The organism is Burkholderia mycopellens, assembly GCF_964265025.1.
Lineage (GTDB): Bacteria > Pseudomonadota > Gammaproteobacteria > Burkholderiales > Burkholderiaceae > Burkholderia.
In genome coordinates, this window is sequence record NZ_OZ183804.1 from 362,489 (window position 1) to 380,323 (window position 17,835).

Consider the following 17,835-nt stretch of genomic DNA (forward strand, 5'->3'; position numbering starts at 1 on the left):
TTCATGACGCATCCGCCGGTGGTCGAGATGATCGGCATCGACAAGTCGTTTCCGGGCGTCAGCGCGCTGCAGCGCGTGAGTTTCCGGCTGTTTCCGGGCGAGATCCACGCGTTGATGGGCCAGAACGGCGCGGGCAAGTCGACACTGATCAACGTGCTCACCGGCGTGCATGCGCACGACGCGGGCGAGATTCGCGTCGGCGGCCAACCCGTGCGCTTCGCCGCGCCGCGCGAAGCCGAGGCGGCCGGCATCCAGACGCTCTACCAGGAAGTGAACCTCTGCGCGAACCTGTCGGTCGCGGAGAACATCTTCGCGGGCCGGCAGCCGATGCGGCGCGGCGCGATCGACTGGAACGCGATTCATGCGCGCTCGCGTGCGGCGCTGGCCGAACTCGACCTGTCGCTCGACGTCACGCGCTCGCTCGATGCGTATCCGATCGCCGTGCAGCAGATGGTCGCGATCGCGCGGCTGTTCGACGTGCTGCGCCGGCTGAAGGCATCGGGCATCGCGATCCTGTTCGTCACGCACTTTCTCGAGCAGACCTATGCGGTGTCCGACCGGATCACCGTGATGCGCAACGGCGAGCGCGAAGGCGAGTACCTGGCGCGCGACCTGCCGGTCGATGCGCTCGTCGCGAAAATGACCGGCCGTGAGCGGATGCCCGACACGCTGCAGGCGGGCGCCGCGGCCGTCGAGCGCACTGCCGGCGGCGCGGAACCGTTCCTGTCGATGCAGCAGGTCGGCCGGCGCGGGATGATGAACCCGCTCGACCTCGACGTGCGGCCCGGCGAGATCGTCGGGCTGGCCGGGCTGCTCGGCTCGGGGCGCACCGAAGCCGCGCAGCTGGCATTCGCCGCGGAACGCGCCGACACCGGCGCGATCGAGATCGACGGGGCGCGCACGCGGCTCGCGTCGCCGCACGACGCGGTCCGGCACGGCATCGCCTACTGCCCGGAGGACCGCAAGAAGGAGGGCATCGTCGCCGCGCTGTCGATCCGCGAGAACATCGTCCTCGCGCTGCAGGCGCGGCGCGGCTGGTGGCGGTTGATCGGGCGGGCGCGCCAGCGCGAGCTCGCCGAGACGTACATCGCGCGGCTCGGCATCAAGGCGCGCGACGCGGAGCAGCCGATCGGCCTGCTGTCGGGCGGCAACCAGCAGAAGGTGCTGCTCGCGCGCTGGCTCGCGACGGAACCGAAGCTGCTGATCCTCGACGAGCCGACGCGCGGCATCGACGTCGCCGCCAAATTCGACATCATGGAGCGCGTGCTCGCGCTGTGCGCGCAGGGGCTCGCGATCCTGTTCATCTCGTCGGAGATCAGTGAAGTCGTGCGCGTGAGCCACCGGATCGCGGTGTTGCGCGATCGCCGCAAGGTCGCCGAACTCACCGGCGCGGATGCGTCCGAGGAGCAGGTGTACCGGCTGATCGCGGGAGGTCAGTCATGACGCTGCTGCGCACGCTGTTTCGACATCCGCTCGCGTGGCCGGCGTTGACGCTCGTGCTGCTGTTCGCGCTCGACGTCGCGCATCGCCCGGGCTTCCTGTCGATCACGCTGCTCGACGGCCACCTGTTCGGTGCGCCGGTCGACATCCTGAACCGCGCGGCGCCGCTCGTGATCGTGTCGCTCGGGATGACGCTCGTGATCGCGACCCGCGGGATCGACATCTCGGTCGGCGCGATCGTTGCGATCGCGGGGGCGGCCGCGGCGATCGTGCTCGACGCGGATCCGTCGCGGGTCGGCCTGGCGCTGGCCGCGGCGCTCGGCGTCGGGCTGCTGGCCGGCGCATGGAACGGGCTGCTGGTGGCGTTCGTCGGGATGCAGCCGATCATCGCGACGCTGATCCTGATGGTGGCCGGCCGCGGCGTCGCGCAACTGCTGACGGGCGGCCAGATCATCCCGATCGGCGCGCCCGGCTACCTCGCGCTCGGCGGCGGCTATCTCGCGGCCGCGCCGTGCGCGGTGTGGATCGCGGTCGCGACGATCGCCGCGACCGCGCTGCTGGTGAACCGCACGGCGCTCGGGCTGTTCATCCGTGCGATCGGCGTGAACCCGGTCGCGACACGGCTCGTCGGGCTGCGCTCGGGCGCGGTCGTGTTCGGCGTGTATCTGTGCTGCGGCGTGATGTCGGCGCTCGCGGGCATCCTGGCAAGCTCGAACGTGCGCAGCGCCGACGGCAACAACGCGGGGCTGCTGCTCGAGCTCGATGCGATCCTCGCGGTGACGCTCGGCGGCACGTCGCTGCTCGGCGGCCGTTTCAGCCTCGCCGGCTCGGTGCTCGGCGCGCTGATCATCCAGACGCTGACCTACACGACCTATTCGATCGGCGTGCCGCCGGAGGCGACGCTCGTCGTCAAGGCAGTCGTCGTGATCGTCGTGACGCTGATCCAGTCGGACGCGGCGCGCGCGCTGGTCGTCCGGCACGCGTCGCGGTTGCTGTCTTCCGCGCGTTCGCGCGCCACTTCCGGAGCGACGCCGCGATGAACCGATTCCTTGGCCGGCTCGCCGACCCGCGCACGCTGCCGATCGTCGTGACGATCGTGCTGTTCGTCGCGCTGTTCGGCTTCGGGTCCGTGACCTACACGGGCTTCTTCTCGATGCAGGTGCTGACCGGGCTGCTCGTCGACAACGCATTCCTGTTGATCGTCGCGATCGGGATGACATTCGTGATCGTGTCGGGCGGGATCGACCTGTCGGTCGGTTCGGTCGTCGCGCTGACGACGATCTTCTGCGCGGTCGGCGCCGAGCGGCTGCACTGGCCCGTGTGGGCGATCGTGCCGCTGGTGCTCGCGTTCGGCGCGCTGTATGGCGCGGCGATGGGCGCGTTGATCCATTGTTTCCGGCTGCAACCGTTCATCGTCACGCTGGCCGGGATGTTCCTCGCGCGCGGCGCGTGCTTCCTGATCACGACGCAGTCGATCACGATCAACGAGCCGGTGTTTCATGCGATCGCGGGCTTCAGCGTGCCGGTCGGCGGCGGCATGCTGAGCGCGGGCGCGCTGATCGCGCTCGCGACGCTGGCCGGCGCGATCTACGTCGCGCATTTCACGCGCTTCGGCCGCAACGTCTACGCGATCGGCGGCAACGAGCGTTCGGCGCTGTTGATGGGGTTGCCGGTCGCGCGCACGAAGATCGGCGTCTATGCGCTGAGCGGCTTCTGTTCGGCGCTCGGCGGCGTGGTGTTCACGCTGTACGTGCTGTCGGGTTACGGGTTGCAGGCGCAGGGGATGGAGCTCGACGCGATCGCCGCGACCGTGATCGGCGGCACGCTGCTCACGGGCGGCGTGGGCTACGTGGTCGGCTCGGTGTTCGGCGTCGGCATCCTCGGCACGATCCAGGTGCTGATCACGTTCGACGGCACGTTGAGTTCGTGGTGGACGCGGATCGTGATCGGCGCGCTGCTGTGCGTGTTCTGCGTGCTGCAACGCGTGATCGAACGGCACGCAACGCGGCGGCGCACGGGCGGCACGGGGCTTGGCGCGCCGAGACCGACACGCGACCCGGTGCGGGCGCGGCCGGCATCGCCCGACGAGGGCGCCGAACTGGTTTCGACGATGCGGCGGCTGTAGCGCGCGCATCGTCCGGCAGGGGGAGCGGCACAAGGCGTCCTGACGTGATGGCGGGCGGTGCGCCGACGCGCGGGCGGTCGCGTCCGGCGGCCGGCCGGTGCCCGATCGGCGCGTGAGCGATGCGGCGGACCGCGCGGTCAGGCCGGCCCGGCCGTGTCGGCTTCAGCGTCGAACGCCGCGGCGGCGCTGCGCGCATGTTTCAGCGAGCCGGCCAGTTTCCCGATCGCGTCGAGGTCCAGTGCATCGAGGTGTTCGTGTACGTCTCGCACGAAGGGCGCGTAATCGGGCTCGTCCGCATACTGGCCGAGCCATTCCTCGATATCGGTCAACTGCCCGTTGTCGGCCAGCAGGATCAGTTGATCGAGCGCATCGTCGGGCGGGCACGGCATCGCGGGCGCGGGGAGGTCCGGTTCGGCATCGCCGTCCGGATGAAACCGCCAGACGAGTTCCGGCACCGGCACGAGCGCGTGCCCGACGGCCGGTGCGACGATCGCGAACGAGAATGCCGTGCCGACGCCCGGCTGGCTGGCCACGGCCAGCTCGCCGCCCATCGCGCCGACGATGCGCTGCGCGATGAACAGGCCGAGCCCGGTGCCGCCGTTCACGGCCTGCACCTGCTGGTACGCGCGGAAGATGTCGCGGTTTCCGCTGACGTCGATCCCGATGCCGGTATCGGCCACTTCGAACAGCAGGCGCCAGGTGTCGCCTTCGCGCGCGGCATGAATCGACAGCGTGACCGTGCCGTCGCGCGTGAACTTCGACGCATTGGACAACAGGTTGAGCAACACCTGCTGCAGCCGCATGCCGTCGATCGACACCGTGCGCGGCAGCGGCGTGGCCGGCCGGTAGACGAACCGGTTGTCCTGTTGCGCGCACAGCGCGACCGCGTAGTGGCCGATATCGTCGAGCAGGCCGGGCAGGTCGGTCGCGTCCGGCGACACGCCGAGCGGCTGCAGTTCGGCCTTCGTGAACGCGAGCAGTTCGTCGATCAGCGTGAGCTGGTAGCGGATGCTGCGGTCGATCGACCGGATCAGCCGCGCTTGGCCGGGCGTCGCGCCTTGCAGCAGCAGCTTCGCGTAGCCGTTGATCGTGGACAGCGGCGCGCGCAGGTCGTGGCTGACGTAGCCGAGCGTCTCGATCTTCTGCTGCATGTGGGTCGTCACCTGTTGCAGCGCGTCGTTGAGCGCGAGTGTGCGGCGTGCGACTTCGTCGCGCAGGCGATCCTGTTCGGTGAGCTGCCAGTGCTCGAGCCGCTTCCTCGCCTCGGTGCGCTGGCGGCCGACGTGGTGGATCCATGCGGCCAGCACCAGCAGGTGCGTGGCGAGACCGACGATCGCGATGACGGGGTTCGGGAAGATGTCGGATTTCAGCCAGGCGAGCGCGGGCGGCAGCGTGTTCATGCCGTCGAGCACGCGGATCAGCATGTTGAAGGTGGCGAAGGCGACCGCAATCAGCATCACGCGGCCGGTCGGCGTCCGGCGGATCGCGAGCACCAGCGCGACGCTGATGTTGACGATCCCGACCAGCGCGTTCAGCCGCAGGCAGAACCACGTGAACGTCAGCAGGTCGCCGCACGCGGCGCCGACCATGCCGACGCCTTCGAGCGCGAGGAAGGCCGTGTAGATCGCGCGCATCGGCAGCTTCGCCTGCTCGCGCCGGGCGACCATCAGGATGAACGCGATGAAGCAGGAGATCGCCAGGTACGCGAAGACGATTTCGCCGCGCGCCGACCATTCACGCAGCGCAGGCGGCAACGCCGTCGCCAGGTAGCCGCGGTAAGCCGCTTCGAACAGCGTCGTGCCCAGCGCCACCGCGGCCAGCACGTGGAACACGCCGCTGCGCGAAAAGAACCCGATCAGCAGCGCGCACCACACGAGCGCGAGCAGCCCGCCGAAGAAGCCGAAGTCCCACATCGTCGCGCGCCGTTCCAGCGCATCCCACGCCGCATGCGTGAACGCGGCCGGCGCGAGCCGCATTTCCTTGCGCGACGTGACGCGGATCAGGACGGGGAGGCTTTCGCCGGCGCGCAACGTGACGTCGAGCGTCGGGTAGCGCGAGGGCGGCCCGGCGGCACTACCGCCGGCGGCCGGGAAGCGGCTGTCGAGCGTCCACCGGCCGTTCCGGCCGATATAGAAGTCCGCCTGGTCGACGCGCGCGTCGCGAATCGCGAGCACCAGCGGGTGGGCGGCGTCGTCACGGTTGGTCAGTGTTGCGCGGATCCACCACGCCGATCGCGAGAACTCGACGTTGAACGACGACGTGCTGGCCACCGGCGTGCCATGAACCGGATCGGCGAGCCGTGCGGCGACCTGGTCGGCGGACATCGTCGTGCTCGCGTCCTCGAATACCGATACGGCGTCCAGTTGCGCGGGGTTCGGCGTCGGCGCGGCGCGCGCCGTCGCGCAGGTGGCGGCCATCGCGAGCAGGAGCAGCAGCGTCGCGCGACATCCGGCCGCCCATGCCGCGTGGCGCCTAGCCATCGTGATGGTGCTCCGCGGGTGCGACGGGAGGAGCATTGACCGCATGGCGCTGGCGCCGCCAGTCGGACGGCGTGCTGCCGAAGCGTTCGCGGAACGCGGTCGCGAAGTTGCCGGGCGTGGAAAAGCCGATTTCCTCGGCGATGTCGCCGATCCCCATCGACGTCTCCGCCAGGAAGTGCATCGCGGCGCGCAGGCGCGTGTCGCGCAGATATTCGAACACGGTCTGGCCGAGATGGTCGCGGAACACGCGGGACAGGCGCTTTTCGTGCGTACCGACCTGCCTGGCGAGTTCCTCGAGCGCCGGCGGATGGCGCAGGTCGCGCAGCAGGACCTCGGACGCCGCGCGCACGAGGGCCGCATCGGGGTTGTCGGGCAGCTCGGGCAGATGGGCGAACGGCTGGCTGCGCCGCGCCCGTTTCAGGTGATTGCGGATCCGGGCCAGCACTTCGGTCGGCTCGAACGGCTTGATGATGTAGTCGATCGCGCCCGTTTCGAGCCCGGCGATGCGATCCGCGAGATCGCCCGCGGCCGTCAGGATGATGACCGGGATCGATTGCGTCGAAGGCGTCGACGCCAGCAGCCGGCACGCGGCGAAGCCGTCCATGCGCGGCATGCGGACATCCATCAGGATCAGGTCGGGCGCGATCGCCTGGGCACGGTGATAGGCCTGCAGCCCGTCGAACGCGACGCTGATCCGGCACCGCGCGGCACGCAGGATTTCGGTCAGGAGCCGCAGGTCGTTCGGGCGGTCGTCGACGACAAGAATATGGGCGTCGGCGAGATCCGGCGTGGGACGAGGCGACGCCGAACTGGACAAGCGGGATGACATGGTGGCGGACGCGTTGGAAGGGTGGCCGGTCAGGGTGAGCGCATCGCTGTCTGCGCGATTGTTGCAAAAAATTATATGCCGACAACAGCGCATGTTGTGAGGATTCCGTGCGACCCGTGGGGGCTTGCGCGGCAAGGTGTTGCGTGTCGGTCGCCACTGCGCTCGGTCGAATGAAACGGAGGCGGGAAAACGTGCCGAATTGATTTTTAATGATCGGTCTTTATTGCCGGATCCATTTCGAAAAATTAGCCTTTGTACGAGTGAAGAATCCGTTTGACGTTCGTCCGGATGTTGATATGTTCGATGTAAAGAATATGAAGGGAAGGTCGTTTGACTGATTAATTTTTTTCGACTCACGGAATGAAACCATGCTAGTCGTGAAATCGCGATTTGCTCCGGAATGTATGAATGTAAATGCCGTCCGCTCGGGAAAAGTATTTTTCCGCTCGGGAAAAGATTCGTTCGGACGGATACCCGCACACTAGCCCCGGCGCGGCTGGAATCGGTTCTTTCGAGGCGGGCGAGATCGCGCGGATCGCATGTCGAAGTCCCATTCCTGGGCATGCGATACCAATGTGACATTGCACGATGTGATTCCCATGATCTGGGAATGCGGCGGTGAACGAATAACTGGCACGAGGGTAATGAAAATTTCATAATTCGCCGAATACGTAGTCATATAAGAGCAATCGGCGAATTCTGGAATTCGGGTGGGTGTGTGATATCGGTCGAGACGAAATCGTCAAGGAAATTCGATCGATTAATTCGGTGCAGGGGTCGTCCGGCAAGTCGTCGATGCAATTCCGGAAATCCGGAAAAAGCGTTTGAATGCCGGACGGAAAGGGTGAGTGGCTGCGCGTTGGCCGTCCGAGGGTTCGATCCGTCGGGGGACGGCCGCGCGCGGTGCGCTTTCGAATCAGGCGGGCACGAAAGCGATGAATACAGCAGGCATGACAGGCCAACGCCCCGGTTCGCACGAACCGGCGGCGCATGCTTCAGTCCCGGGGATCGCATGGCGCCATCCTCCTCCTGAATGAACCAGGGCGGGCCGCCCCCGGGTGCGGGCCGGCTTCCGCCATCCTGCGTCCGAGTGACGCTTTCCCATGAGAGTCAAGATCGTCGCTGATCCGGCGCGATGGCGCACGCGTGCGCGGAAGCGCGGCGCGCATCGTGCCGTCGGGCCTGCCACGTCGGCGTCCATGATTCGATAACCGGCGATCGTCGCGTTGCATCGTGTCGACCGACACGGACGGCGTGCGGTCGCGCGATCGCGAGATCAATCGCGAGTGTCGTGCAGTGTTACTCAGCTGTTTAGTTAGTGATCCAAAGTGAATAGCGGCGCGTCGCGAGGCGGGTGGGAATGTGCAGAGGGCGTTCTCGCCGGCCGCCGCGTTCGACGTTGCGTCATCCAGCACATGAGAACCGAGGGAAGACAAGATGAACAAGTCGTTCAAGTCGATCTGGAACGAAGCATTGGGAGCCTGGGTTGCGGCTTCGGAGCTTGATCGCGCGCGCGGAAAGCGCGTCGCGTCGTCGCGTGGCACGCCGGCGCGTGCCATGGATGGAGGAGCCGCGGCCTGCGCGGGCACGCCTTCGGCTCCGTCGCTCAGGCGCCTCACCATGCTGATGGCGTCCGCGTATCTCGCGCTGTTCCATGCCGGCGCGCACGCGCAGTACCAGCCGGATGGCGGCTCGGCGACCGGCGGCGTCACGTCGATCGCGATCGGCGTCGGTTCGAGTGCCGCGCAGCAGAATTCCACGGCGCTGGGCAACCTGTCGACGGCGCAGGGCTTGTCGGCCACGGCGCTCGGCCCGGGTGCGCATGCGATGGCCGACGGTTCGACGGCCGTCGGCATCAACGCGCAGGCGACCGGCATCAACAGCGCATCGATGGGCGTGCAGGCGATCGGTTCGGGCAACTACTCGGTCGCGATCGGCAACCAGTCGAATGCGACGCAAAGCGGATCGGTGGCGATGGGCAGCGGGGCGTCCGCAACCGGTGTGTCGGCCATCGGGCTCGGCAACAATGCGACGGCTTCCGGTCAGTATGCCGCCGCGCTGGGCCTCGGGGCCGTCTCGTCCGGCATGGCCAGCATCGCGCTCGGCTATTCGTCGCAAGCCATCAATCAAGGCGCGATCGCGCTCGGCAATCAGTCGACGAGTTCGGGCGCGGCCGGGGTTGCCGTGGGGAGCGGTGCGCTGGCGTCCGGCAATTCCGGCGTCGCGATGGGCGTCAATGCCGGCGCGAAAGGCGCGACGTCGATCGCGATCGGCTGGGGCGGGACAGCCGGCGTACCGGGTTCGGGCACGCAGTCGCTCGGCGCCAGTTCGATCGCGCTGGGCTCGAAAACGACGGCAGGCGCCGACAATGCCCAGGCGTACGGCTTGAGCGCCAATGCGTCGGGCGTCAGTTCGGTAGCGATGGGCGTTCAGTCGACGGCGACGCAGCAGTTTGCGGTCGCGCTCGGCAATCTTGCGCTCGCGACCGGCATATCGGCGACTGCATTGGGCTCGGGTGCAACGGCGTCCGCCACGAATGCGACGGCCATCGGCATCAACAGCGTCGCGGCGGCGGCTTCCACCGTGGCGATCGGCGACAGCAACTCGGTCGCGGCCGCGGCGGGTGCGGGCTCGATTGCCGCCGGCAACAACTCGAAGGTGCTCGGCGGTATCGGCGCCGTCGCGCTCGGCGCGGGCCAGACGGTCAGCGGCAACGGTGCGGTGGCGATCGGCGATCCCAGTACCGCGATCGGCACCGGCGCGGTCACGGCCGGTTCGAACAACACGGCGAACGGCGACGGCGCGGTGGCGATCGGCAATTCGAACAACGCGCAGGGCGCCGGCTCGCTCGCGCTCGGCAACACGTCGACGGCCGCGGCTGCCGGTGCGGTGGCGTTCGGTGCATCGGCGGTGGCGAACAATACCGGCGATGTCGCGCTCGGCTCGGGCTCGACGACGGCCGCGCCGAATCCGACGGCAAGCGCGACGATCGGCGGCGTGACGTACACGTTCAACGGCACGAAGCCGACGAGCGTCGTCAGCGTCGGCGCGGCAGGCACCGAGCGTCAGATCACCAATGTCGCGGCCGGGCGCATCAACGCCGCGAGCACGGATGCGATCAACGGGTCGCAGCTCGATGCGACGAACCAGGCGGTGAATTCGCTGTCGACGTCGACGGCGTCGAGCGTCGGTTCGTTGTCGACGGGGGTGTCGTCGTTGTCGACCGGGTTGTCGTCGGCCAACAGCTCGATCACGTCGCTGTCCACGTCGGCTTCGACGGGTATCAGCTCGCTGTCGACGGGGTTGAGTTCGACCAATAGCTCGGTGACGTCATTGTCGACCTCCACGTCGACCGGATTGTCGTCGGCGAATAGCGCGATCACGTCGTTGTCGACTTCGGCCTCGACCGGCATCAGCTCGTTGTCGACGGGCCTGAGTTCGACCAATAGCTCGGTGACGTCATTGTCGACCTCCACGTCGACCGGATTGTCGTCGGCCAATAGCGCGATCACGTCGTTGTCGACTTCGACCTCGACCGGCATCAGCTCGCTGTCGACCGGCCTGAGTTCGACCAACAGTTCGGTGACGTCGCTGTCCACCTCGACGTCGACGGGTATCGGCTCGCTGTCCACCGGCCTGAGCTCGACCAACAGCGCAGTGACGTCATTGTCGACGTCCGCATCAACCGGCCTGTCGTCGGCCAACAGTTCGATCACGTCGCTGTCCACGTCGACGTCGACGGGTATCACCTCGCTGTCGACAGGGCTGAGTTCGACGAACAGCGCGGTGACGTCGCTGTCGACGTCCACATCGACGATCGTCGGTTCGCTGTCGACGGGGCTGAGTTCGACGAACAGCGCGGTGACGTCGCTGTCGACGTCGACGTCGACGATCGTCGGTTCGCTGTCCACGGGGCTGAGTTCGACGAACAGCGCGGTGACGTCGCTGTCGACGTCGACGTCGACGATCGTCGGTTCGCTGTCCACGGGGCTGAGTTCGACCAACAGCACGGTCACGTCGCTGTCCACGTCGACGTCGACCAGCATCAACTCGCTGTCCACCGGCCTGAGTTCGACGACCAGCTCGATCACGTCGTTGTCGACCTCGACCTCGACGATCGTCGGTTCGTTGTCCACTGGCGTCGTATCGCTGTCCACCGGCCTGAGCACGACCAACAGCAACGTCACGTCGCTGTCGACCGCGACATCGACGAGCATCGGTTCGCTGTCGACCGGGCTCAGTTCGACGACCAGCTCGATCGCGTCGCTGTCGACTTCGACCTCGACGACCGTCGGCTCGCTGTCCACCGGCCTGTCGAGCACGAACAGCAACCTGACGTCGCTGTCCACCGCGACGTCGACGGGCATCGGTTCGCTGTCGACCGGCCTCAGCTCGATCGCCAGCAACAACACCAACCTCGGCAACAGCACGGCGGGCGCGATCGGCGGCGGGGCCACCTACGATCCGACGACCGGGAAGATTTCCGCGCCGTCGTACGTGACGTACAACAGCGACGGTTCGACGACGATCAACAACAACGTCGGCTCGGCGATCGACAACATCAACGCGAACGGCATCAAGTATTTCCACGCGAACTCGACCGCACCGGACAGCCAGGCGCTCGGGCTCGACAGCGTCGCGATCGGCCCGAACGCGGTCGCGAAGGTGGACGGCAGCATCGCGCTCGGCGCCGGCTCGGTGTCCGATCGCGCGACGGTGCCGGCCTCCGGCGTGATCCGCAACGGCAGCGCATCGATTCCGTTCAACACGACCGACCAGACGTTGCTGGGCGCGGTGTCGGTCGGCGACGCCGCCAGCAAGACGTATCGCCAGATCACCAACGTCGCGGACGGCACCGGGCAGCAGGACGCCGTGACCGTGCGGCAACTGGCCGGCGCGCTGCAGTCGTTCGCGGTCACGAGCCAGAAGTATTTCCACGCGAACTCAACGGCCGTGGATTCGCTCGCGGTGGGCGCGGATTCGGTCGCGGTCGGCCCGACGACGGTCGTCAACGGCGATAACGGCGTGGGCATCGGCAACGGCGCGATCGTCGACGCCACCGCGCCGGGCGGCGTGGCGATCGGACAGGCGGCCAGCGCCGCGCAGGCCGACGCGCTCGCGCTCGGCAGCGGCGCGACGGCAACCGGCGCGCAGTCGGTTGCGCAGGGCGCCAACGCGGTCGCGGCCAGCGTGGGCAGCGTCGCGCTCGGATCGGGCGCGCACAGCACGGCGACCGATGCGCTCGCGCTCGGCGCCGGCGCGTCGGCGACCTATGCGAACAGCGTCGCGCTCGGCGCGGGGTCGCTGACGACGGTCGGCGCGCAGACGAACTACATCGCGTACGGCCTGAGCAGCCCGCAGTCGTCGGCCGGCGAGGTCAACGTCGGCAACCGGCAGATCACCGGCCTCGCGGCCGGCAAGAACGGCACCGACGCGGTGAACGTGTCGCAGCTCGATTCGGTCGCCAACCAGTTGACGACGCTGATCACGCAGCGCACGTCCAACCTCGGCGGCTCGTACACGACGAATCCGGCCGGCACGAACCTGCCGCCGGGCTCGACGGGGGCGAACTCGTCGGCGGGCGGCTCGGGGGCGGTCGCGTCGGGCTCGAACAGCACGGCGGTCGGCAACGGGGCGCTGGCGTCGGGCAACGGGTCGACCGCCATCGGCGTCGGCTCGAGCGCGACGGGCAGCAATTCGGCCGCGATCGGCACGGGCAGCAACGACGGCGGCCGCTCCAACGTCGTCGCCGTGGGCTCGGCGGATTCGGCGCGGCAGGTCGTCAACGTCGCGGCCGGCACGCAGGGCACCGACGCGGTCAACGTGAACCAGCTGAACGCGAGCGTGGGCAATACGCTGTCGCAGGCGAACAGCTACACGGACGGCCAGGTCGCCAGCCTGCGCAACAGCCTCGACAGCTACCGCCGCGACGCGGACGGCGGCACGGCGACGGCGATGGCCGTGGCCGGCCTGCCGCAACCGTCCGGGCCCGGCAAGAGCATGGTCGCGCTGGCCGGCAGCGTGTATCGCGGCCAGTCCGGGCAGGCGCTCGGCATTTCGACGATCTCGGAGAACAACCACTGGGTCTACAAGGCGGCCGTCTCGACCAACACGCGCGGCGCGTATGGCGCGGTGGTCGGTGCCGGGTATCAGTGGTGAGCCGCGGCCCGTGCCGTTTCCCTTCCATTCAGACAATGGCAAACATGAACGCAAATCTTGCAAAGTTCGCGGCCGCGGCGCTGCTCGCCGCCGTCGGCCTGACCGGATGCGCCACGCAGCAGGGCGATCCGCCGTTCCCGTCGGCCGATACGGCCACGCTGCCCGAGGGTACGTACCCGAATCTCGCCAACCTGGCGCAGGTCCAGCCGGGCGTGACGAAGAACCAACTGTACGAGCTGCTCGGCCCGCCGCATTTCCACGAGTGGATCTTCCACGTGCGGACGTGGAACTACCTGTTCCAGTTCCGCGACGCCGGCAAGGTCGCGACCTGCCAGTACCAGATCCAGTTCGATTCGGATAACCGCGTCGTGAAGACGCGGTGGGACAAGCCGGAGTGCGAGGCCTTCGGCGGGAAGGGGGCGGGCGGCAAGGAAGGCTGACGCTGCGTGACCGGCCCGCGGGCCGGTTGGCGGGCGCCGATGTCGCGGGTTCATCGGCGCCCGCCACTGCATTGCCGCGCACGGCGTTGTATGCGCATGAACACGGTTTCCCGGTCATCACCAGTTCGTTGGGCATCTCGCGATGGAAGAACATGCAACAGATCAACGAGTGCGGTGTGCGCGCGGCCTCGCACTATCCCGACATGCTGTATTGGGAATACAACTGGCGCAAAGGCGGCGGCTCGGCGCGCATGATCGAGATCAGCAAGCGGGAAAACTTCTACCAGCAAGAATATTGCGGCTGCGTCTACTCGCTACGGGACACCAATCGGCATCGCCTGGCAAGCGGCCGGGAACGCATTCAGCTGGGCGTGAAGTTCTACGGCGACGACGCCGCCGCGATCGAGTCCTGAGCTTGCCACTCGTGCCCGGATCAACAAGCGGAACGGCTTGAAGGCAGCGTGCTCGAACAAAACCCTGGTCGCGCCGCGTACCGTCCGCCGCATGTCACGGATCGCCAGGGTGCAGGCCTCTTTGGCATGGCGCTGGCGCAGCGGAAGCGACTCGGTACCGACCTGCGCCCCTTGTCTGCTGCGATTCAGCACAAGATCGAACCGGCTATCGGCTACTCCATTCGTCGTTCGTCGCCCCTCGCCCCTCGCCTTCGCGGTGAGGGACGTCTCTTTCACGCGCGCCTCACTTCACGGTTCGCCGCGCGATTCGATCCGAAGCAAGTGAATCCGCTTGTCGCGCGACGCGTTCGCCACGCGCGCTCCATGACTTTGCCGTTGGCCGATCGCCGGCGCGGTCAAACCCCCACAAGCAAGGAAGGGCCTTGAGGCCGGTGTCCCTGGACGCGAGAGCATCGGGACATGAAGCGTCGTATGACCGCGAAGCTGCCTTCATCAGGCCATGAAGGGGCGAATGGAGAAGGGCGAGTGCGCGAGCAAACCAACTTGTACGCCGAACCATGATCATGGCTAATGGGTCGATGAGATAAATTCACTTTTTTTCATGGATGGCCCGACATAGAATTTCGACTTGAATGCCGATGTCAACAATATTTCTGAAAAAATCAGAAAATAAAATCGGAAAGCATTGAAAAGTCACGGCCTGAATTCAGGCTTTATCTCGGAAATCAGGGTGCCAGATCAAAATGAGTCAGGATTTTAAATTTGCCATCAAGCGCATTTGCTTCGATGAGGACTATCGGCCGTCAGACAGCACGCGTATCACGACCAACTTCGCCAACTTGGCTAGAGGCGCGAGTCGTCAAGAGAACTTGCGCAATACATTCAGGATGATTAACAACCGGTTCAATGCCCTGGCGCATTGGGACAATCCTGCAGGTGATCGCTATGCCGTCGAACTTGAAATCATTTCCGTCGAAATGAGCGTTGACGGTGAAAGCAGTGGCAGTTCGCTCCCTTTGATTGAGATGTTGAAAACCAATATTGTCGATCGAAAGACCAATGAGCGCATCGAAGGCATCGTAGGCAATAATTTCTCCTCTTACGTGCGGGATTATGACTTCAGCGTTCTGTTGCTGGAGCACACCAGGAATCAGTCCGAGTTCAGCACGCCGGAGAATTTTGGAGATCTGCACGGGAAGCTGTTCAAGTGCTTCGTGAATTCGAGCGTATACAAGGCCAATTTCAGCAAGCAACCCGTCATCTGCCTGAGCGTGTCGAGCAGCAGGAACTATTATCGAACCGCCAATCAGCATCCGGTATTGGGTATTGAATACGAGCAGGACGAATACTCGCTGACTGACGAGTATTTCAAAAAAATGGGGTTGAAGGTTCGCTATTTCATGCCTCCGAATAGTGTTGCGCCCTTGGCATTTTATTTCTCCGGAGATTTGCTGGGCGACTACAGCGATCTCGAGCTTATCGGCACCATCAGCACGATGGATACGTTCCAGAAGATCTATCGGCCCGAGATTTACAACGCGAATTCCGCAGCAGGAAAATCCTATCGGCCAAGTCTGAAGCATCAGGATTTTTCACTGACCCGAATTGTTTACGATCGGGAAGAACGCAGCCGGCTGGCTATCGAGCAGGGAAGGTTTGTCGAAGAGCACTTCATCAAACCGTACCACGCTGTCCTTGAGCAGTGGTCCGCTAACTACGCGCTTTGATTAACCCAAAAACCACGGTCATCTATTGTGAAGAAATTGTTCCCGACTTCAACTGCTGGCAGCTTGCCCAAACCCTCCTGGCTTGCACAACCCGAGACGCTCTGGTCGCCCTGGAAGTTGCAGGATGAGGGGTTGATCGAAGGCAAACGAGATGCTTTGCGCTTGTCATTGCAAGAGCAGCAACATGCGGGCATCGATATCGTCAGTGATGGCGAGCAAACGCGCCAGCATTTTGTGACGACGTTCATCGAGCACCTCAGCGGCGTTGATTTCGCGAACCGCAAGACCGTTCGAATCCGTGATCGCTATGATGCCAGCGTGCCGACAGTCGTCGATGCCGTTGCTCGACAAAAGCCGGTTTTTGTCGAAGATGCGAAGTTTTTGCGCCAGCAGACCACGCAACCCATCAAATGGGCGCTGCCAGGCCCCATGACCATGATCGATACGCTTTACGACGATCATTACAAGAGTCGCGAAAAACTGGCCTGGGAGTTCGCAAAGATCCTGAACCAGGAAGCCCGGGAACTGGAGGCCGCCGGCGTCGACATCATTCAATTCGACGAGCCCGCATTCAATGTTTTCTTCGATGAAGTGAATGATTGGGGCGTGGCGACCCTGGAGCGGGCGATTGAAGGTCTCAAGTGCGAGACCGCCGTGCATATTTGCTATGGCTACGGCATCAAGGCCAATACGGATTGGAAAAAGACGCTGGGGTCGGAGTGGCGCCAGTACGAGGAAGCCTTTCCCAAGCTGCAAAAATCCAGTATCGACATGGTTTCGCTGGAATGCCACAACTCACGTGTTCCCATGGATCTGATCGAACTCATTCGAGGTAAAAAGGTCATGGTGGGGGCCATCGATGTGGCAACCGATACCATCGAAACGCCCGAGGAGGTCGCCAGCACCTTGCGAAAAGCGCTTCAGTTCGTCGATGCCGACAAGCTCTATCCTTGCACCAACTGCGGCATGGCTCCCTTGTCCCGTGACGTAGCGAGAGGCAAGCTGAATGCTTTAAGTGCAGGCGCGGAAATCGTCCGAAGAGAACGCTCGAACGCGTTCTGAGCGAACGTCGATGCGATGCTCGGCAGGATCGAAGGCGATGGGTTTCAGGGAGTTGATTAGAAGGACGCCCTGAATCTGCTGAAATACGCCGCCCGGGTTGCCCGAGTATCCAGATGAAGCAAGCATCGTTGTCGACTTCGATCAAGCCGGCAAGCGCGAGCGGGCCCGAAGGTTGTGTCCGATCGAAACGGGTCAGGTGACGCCGTGGAAGAGGGGCTCGCCCCGTTCAAGCCGCCGTTGCGGAAAGGCAAGAGGGCGGGATATCCGTTGATGGCGATGTTGTGCGTGCATCTGATGCAGCATTGATTCGGCGAGAGCGAGCCCGCGACGGAGAGGCGCTGTACGAGACCACGATCCTGCGCCGGCTCGCCAGTTGGCAACGGCTGAAGTGAGTCAGAGTTTCCTGCCTGCTTCAGGCCTTCCTTGACATTTTCGAGCCGCCCCCAGCATTCAGTATCTACCATGTCACTTTCCAGCACGGCCATCGAGCCATTGAGCTTTCGCGAAGCGCTCGGGCACTACGCATCCGGCGTCACGGTCATTGCATCACACGTTGATGGTGAGCCGATCGGCTTCACTTGCCAGTCGTTCCATAGCGTGTCGATGAGCCCGCCGCTGGTGTCATTCAGCGTCATGTCCGGTTCGGCCAGCTATCCCAGGATTCGCCAGGCAGGTCGATTCGTCGTCAATATCCTGTCAGAGGAGCAAGTCAGTATTTCTAATCAATTTGCCCGGCGAGGCACGGACAAGTGGCATGGAGTCGAATGGCAGGAATCGCCGCTGGGCAACCCGATCATTGCCGGCAGCCTCCACTGGCTTGATTGCGAAATCCACGCCGAACACGTCGCGGGCGATCACCTGATCGTGATTGGTGAAGTGAAGGCGTTGAACCGGCGGGAAGCGGCTGCTGCGCAGCCATTGCTGTATTTCAAAGGGCAATATCGCAACATCGCCGCGCATGGCGAGGTCTGAGCGTTGACTTCCGTTGCCCGCTTTGACGCGTCCATCGATTGAAGGCGTGACCGTTTCCGTGAATTTGCCTGGCACCGGCGCAAACGCGGCACTGCACCAATCCGTCAACTTATGGGCCGGGTGGCGATCACGCTGGGTCATCTGGCGGCGTTGATGACCTGTCTTGGATTCGAGGGAATCAGGAAGGA

General features: G+C 65.1%; 10 protein-coding genes and 1 pseudogene. 9 read left to right on the plus strand and 2 right to left on the minus strand.

The genetic code is table 11. The features are described 5' to 3' along the window. Positions 1–3: 3 nt before the first annotated feature. Genes ACPTTC_RS35445 through yjfF form a run of 3 tightly spaced genes read left to right on the plus strand, consistent with a single transcriptional unit; the run spans position 4 to position 3,565 of the window. Entirely contained in the window at positions 4–1,443 is a 1,440-nt protein-coding gene (locus tag ACPTTC_RS35445) for a sugar ABC transporter ATP-binding protein (protein WP_423395985.1), read from the plus strand. Beyond that, positions 1,440–2,480: an ABC transporter permease gene (locus ACPTTC_RS35450; protein WP_226198344.1), complete on the plus strand. Its 1,041-nt coding sequence runs from the start codon at positions 1,440–1,442 to the stop codon at positions 2,478–2,480. The genes ACPTTC_RS35445 and ACPTTC_RS35450 overlap by 4 nt, the downstream gene beginning before the upstream one ends. Beyond that, positions 2,477–3,565, plus strand: coding sequence for a galactofuranose ABC transporter, permease protein YjfF (yjfF, locus tag ACPTTC_RS35455; RefSeq protein ID WP_423395986.1), 1,089 nt, complete (start codon positions 2,477–2,479; stop codon positions 3,563–3,565). Before ACPTTC_RS35450 ends, yjfF begins: the two co-directional genes overlap by 4 nt. A 137-nt stretch (positions 3,566–3,702) precedes the next feature. On the opposite strand, the gene ACPTTC_RS35460 is transcribed toward yjfF, so the two are convergent. Together ACPTTC_RS35460 and ACPTTC_RS35465 are read right to left on the minus strand one after the other, a co-directional pair. Beyond that, a complete protein-coding gene (locus ACPTTC_RS35460) occupies positions 3,703–6,045 on the minus strand; it encodes a sensor histidine kinase (protein ID WP_423395987.1) in 2,343 nt (780 codons plus the stop codon). Then, the gene (locus tag ACPTTC_RS35465; protein WP_226198341.1) at positions 6,038–6,874 is read right to left on the minus strand and encodes a response regulator transcription factor; all 837 of its coding nucleotides are present in this window, start codon (positions 6,872–6,874) and stop codon (positions 6,038–6,040) included. Before ACPTTC_RS35465 ends, ACPTTC_RS35460 begins: the two co-directional genes overlap by 8 nt. Positions 6,875–8,311: 1,437 nt before the next feature. Here ACPTTC_RS35465 and ACPTTC_RS35470 point away from each other — a divergent pair. The 6 genes and pseudogenes from ACPTTC_RS35470 (at position 8,312) to ACPTTC_RS35495 (ending at position 17,647) form a co-directional block, all read left to right on the plus strand. Continuing rightward, positions 8,312–13,033 carry a YadA-like family protein gene (locus tag ACPTTC_RS35470; protein ID WP_423395988.1) on the plus strand — a complete coding sequence of 1,574 codons (4,722 nt, stop codon included), beginning with the start codon at positions 8,312–8,314 and terminating at the stop codon, positions 13,031–13,033. A gap of 44 nt (positions 13,034–13,077) precedes the next feature. Then, a complete protein-coding gene (locus ACPTTC_RS35475; RefSeq protein ID WP_423395989.1) occupies positions 13,078–13,473 on the plus strand; it encodes an outer membrane protein assembly factor BamE in 396 nt (131 codons plus the stop codon). A gap of 77 nt (positions 13,474–13,550) precedes the next feature. Continuing rightward, positions 13,551–13,886 (plus strand): annotated as a pseudogene (locus ACPTTC_RS35480) (epoxyqueuosine reductase QueH); the annotation flags it as partial. Positions 13,887–14,629: 743 nt separating this feature from the next. Further along, positions 14,630–15,613, plus strand: a complete 984-nt coding sequence (locus ACPTTC_RS35485) for a DUF1852 domain-containing protein (RefSeq protein WP_423395990.1) — start codon at positions 14,630–14,632, stop codon at positions 15,611–15,613. A 27-nt stretch (positions 15,614–15,640) separates the two neighbouring features. Further along, a complete protein-coding gene (locus tag ACPTTC_RS35490; RefSeq protein WP_423395991.1) occupies positions 15,641–16,675 on the plus strand; it encodes a methionine synthase in 1,035 nt (344 codons plus the stop codon). Between the two features lie 462 nt (positions 16,676–17,137). Beyond that, the gene (locus ACPTTC_RS35495) at positions 17,138–17,647 is read left to right on the plus strand and encodes a flavin reductase family protein (protein ID WP_423395992.1); all 510 of its coding nucleotides are present in this window, start codon (positions 17,138–17,140) and stop codon (positions 17,645–17,647) included. Positions 17,648–17,835 lie beyond the last annotated feature (188 nt).

Coding starts and splice junctions, on each gene's coding strand:
- ACPTTC_RS35445 (WP_423395985.1), top strand. CDS start 4: ATGACGCATCCGCCGGTGGTCGAGATGATCGGCATCGACAAGTCGTTT.
- ACPTTC_RS35450 (WP_226198344.1), top strand. CDS start 1,440: ATGACGCTGCTGCGCACGCTGTTTCGACATCCGCTCGCGTGGCCGGCG.
- yjfF (WP_423395986.1), top strand. CDS start 2,477: ATGAACCGATTCCTTGGCCGGCTCGCCGACCCGCGCACGCTGCCGATC.
- ACPTTC_RS35460 (WP_423395987.1), bottom strand. CDS start 6,045: ATGGCTAGGCGCCACGCGGCATGGGCGGCCGGATGTCGCGCGACGCTG.
- ACPTTC_RS35465 (WP_226198341.1), bottom strand. CDS start 6,874: ATGTCATCCCGCTTGTCCAGTTCGGCGTCGCCTCGTCCCACGCCGGAT.
- ACPTTC_RS35470 (WP_423395988.1), top strand. CDS start 8,312: ATGAACAAGTCGTTCAAGTCGATCTGGAACGAAGCATTGGGAGCCTGG.
- ACPTTC_RS35475 (WP_423395989.1), top strand. CDS start 13,078: ATGAACGCAAATCTTGCAAAGTTCGCGGCCGCGGCGCTGCTCGCCGCC.
- ACPTTC_RS35485 (WP_423395990.1), top strand. CDS start 14,630: ATGAGTCAGGATTTTAAATTTGCCATCAAGCGCATTTGCTTCGATGAG.
- ACPTTC_RS35495 (WP_423395992.1), top strand. CDS start 17,138: ATGTCACTTTCCAGCACGGCCATCGAGCCATTGAGCTTTCGCGAAGCG.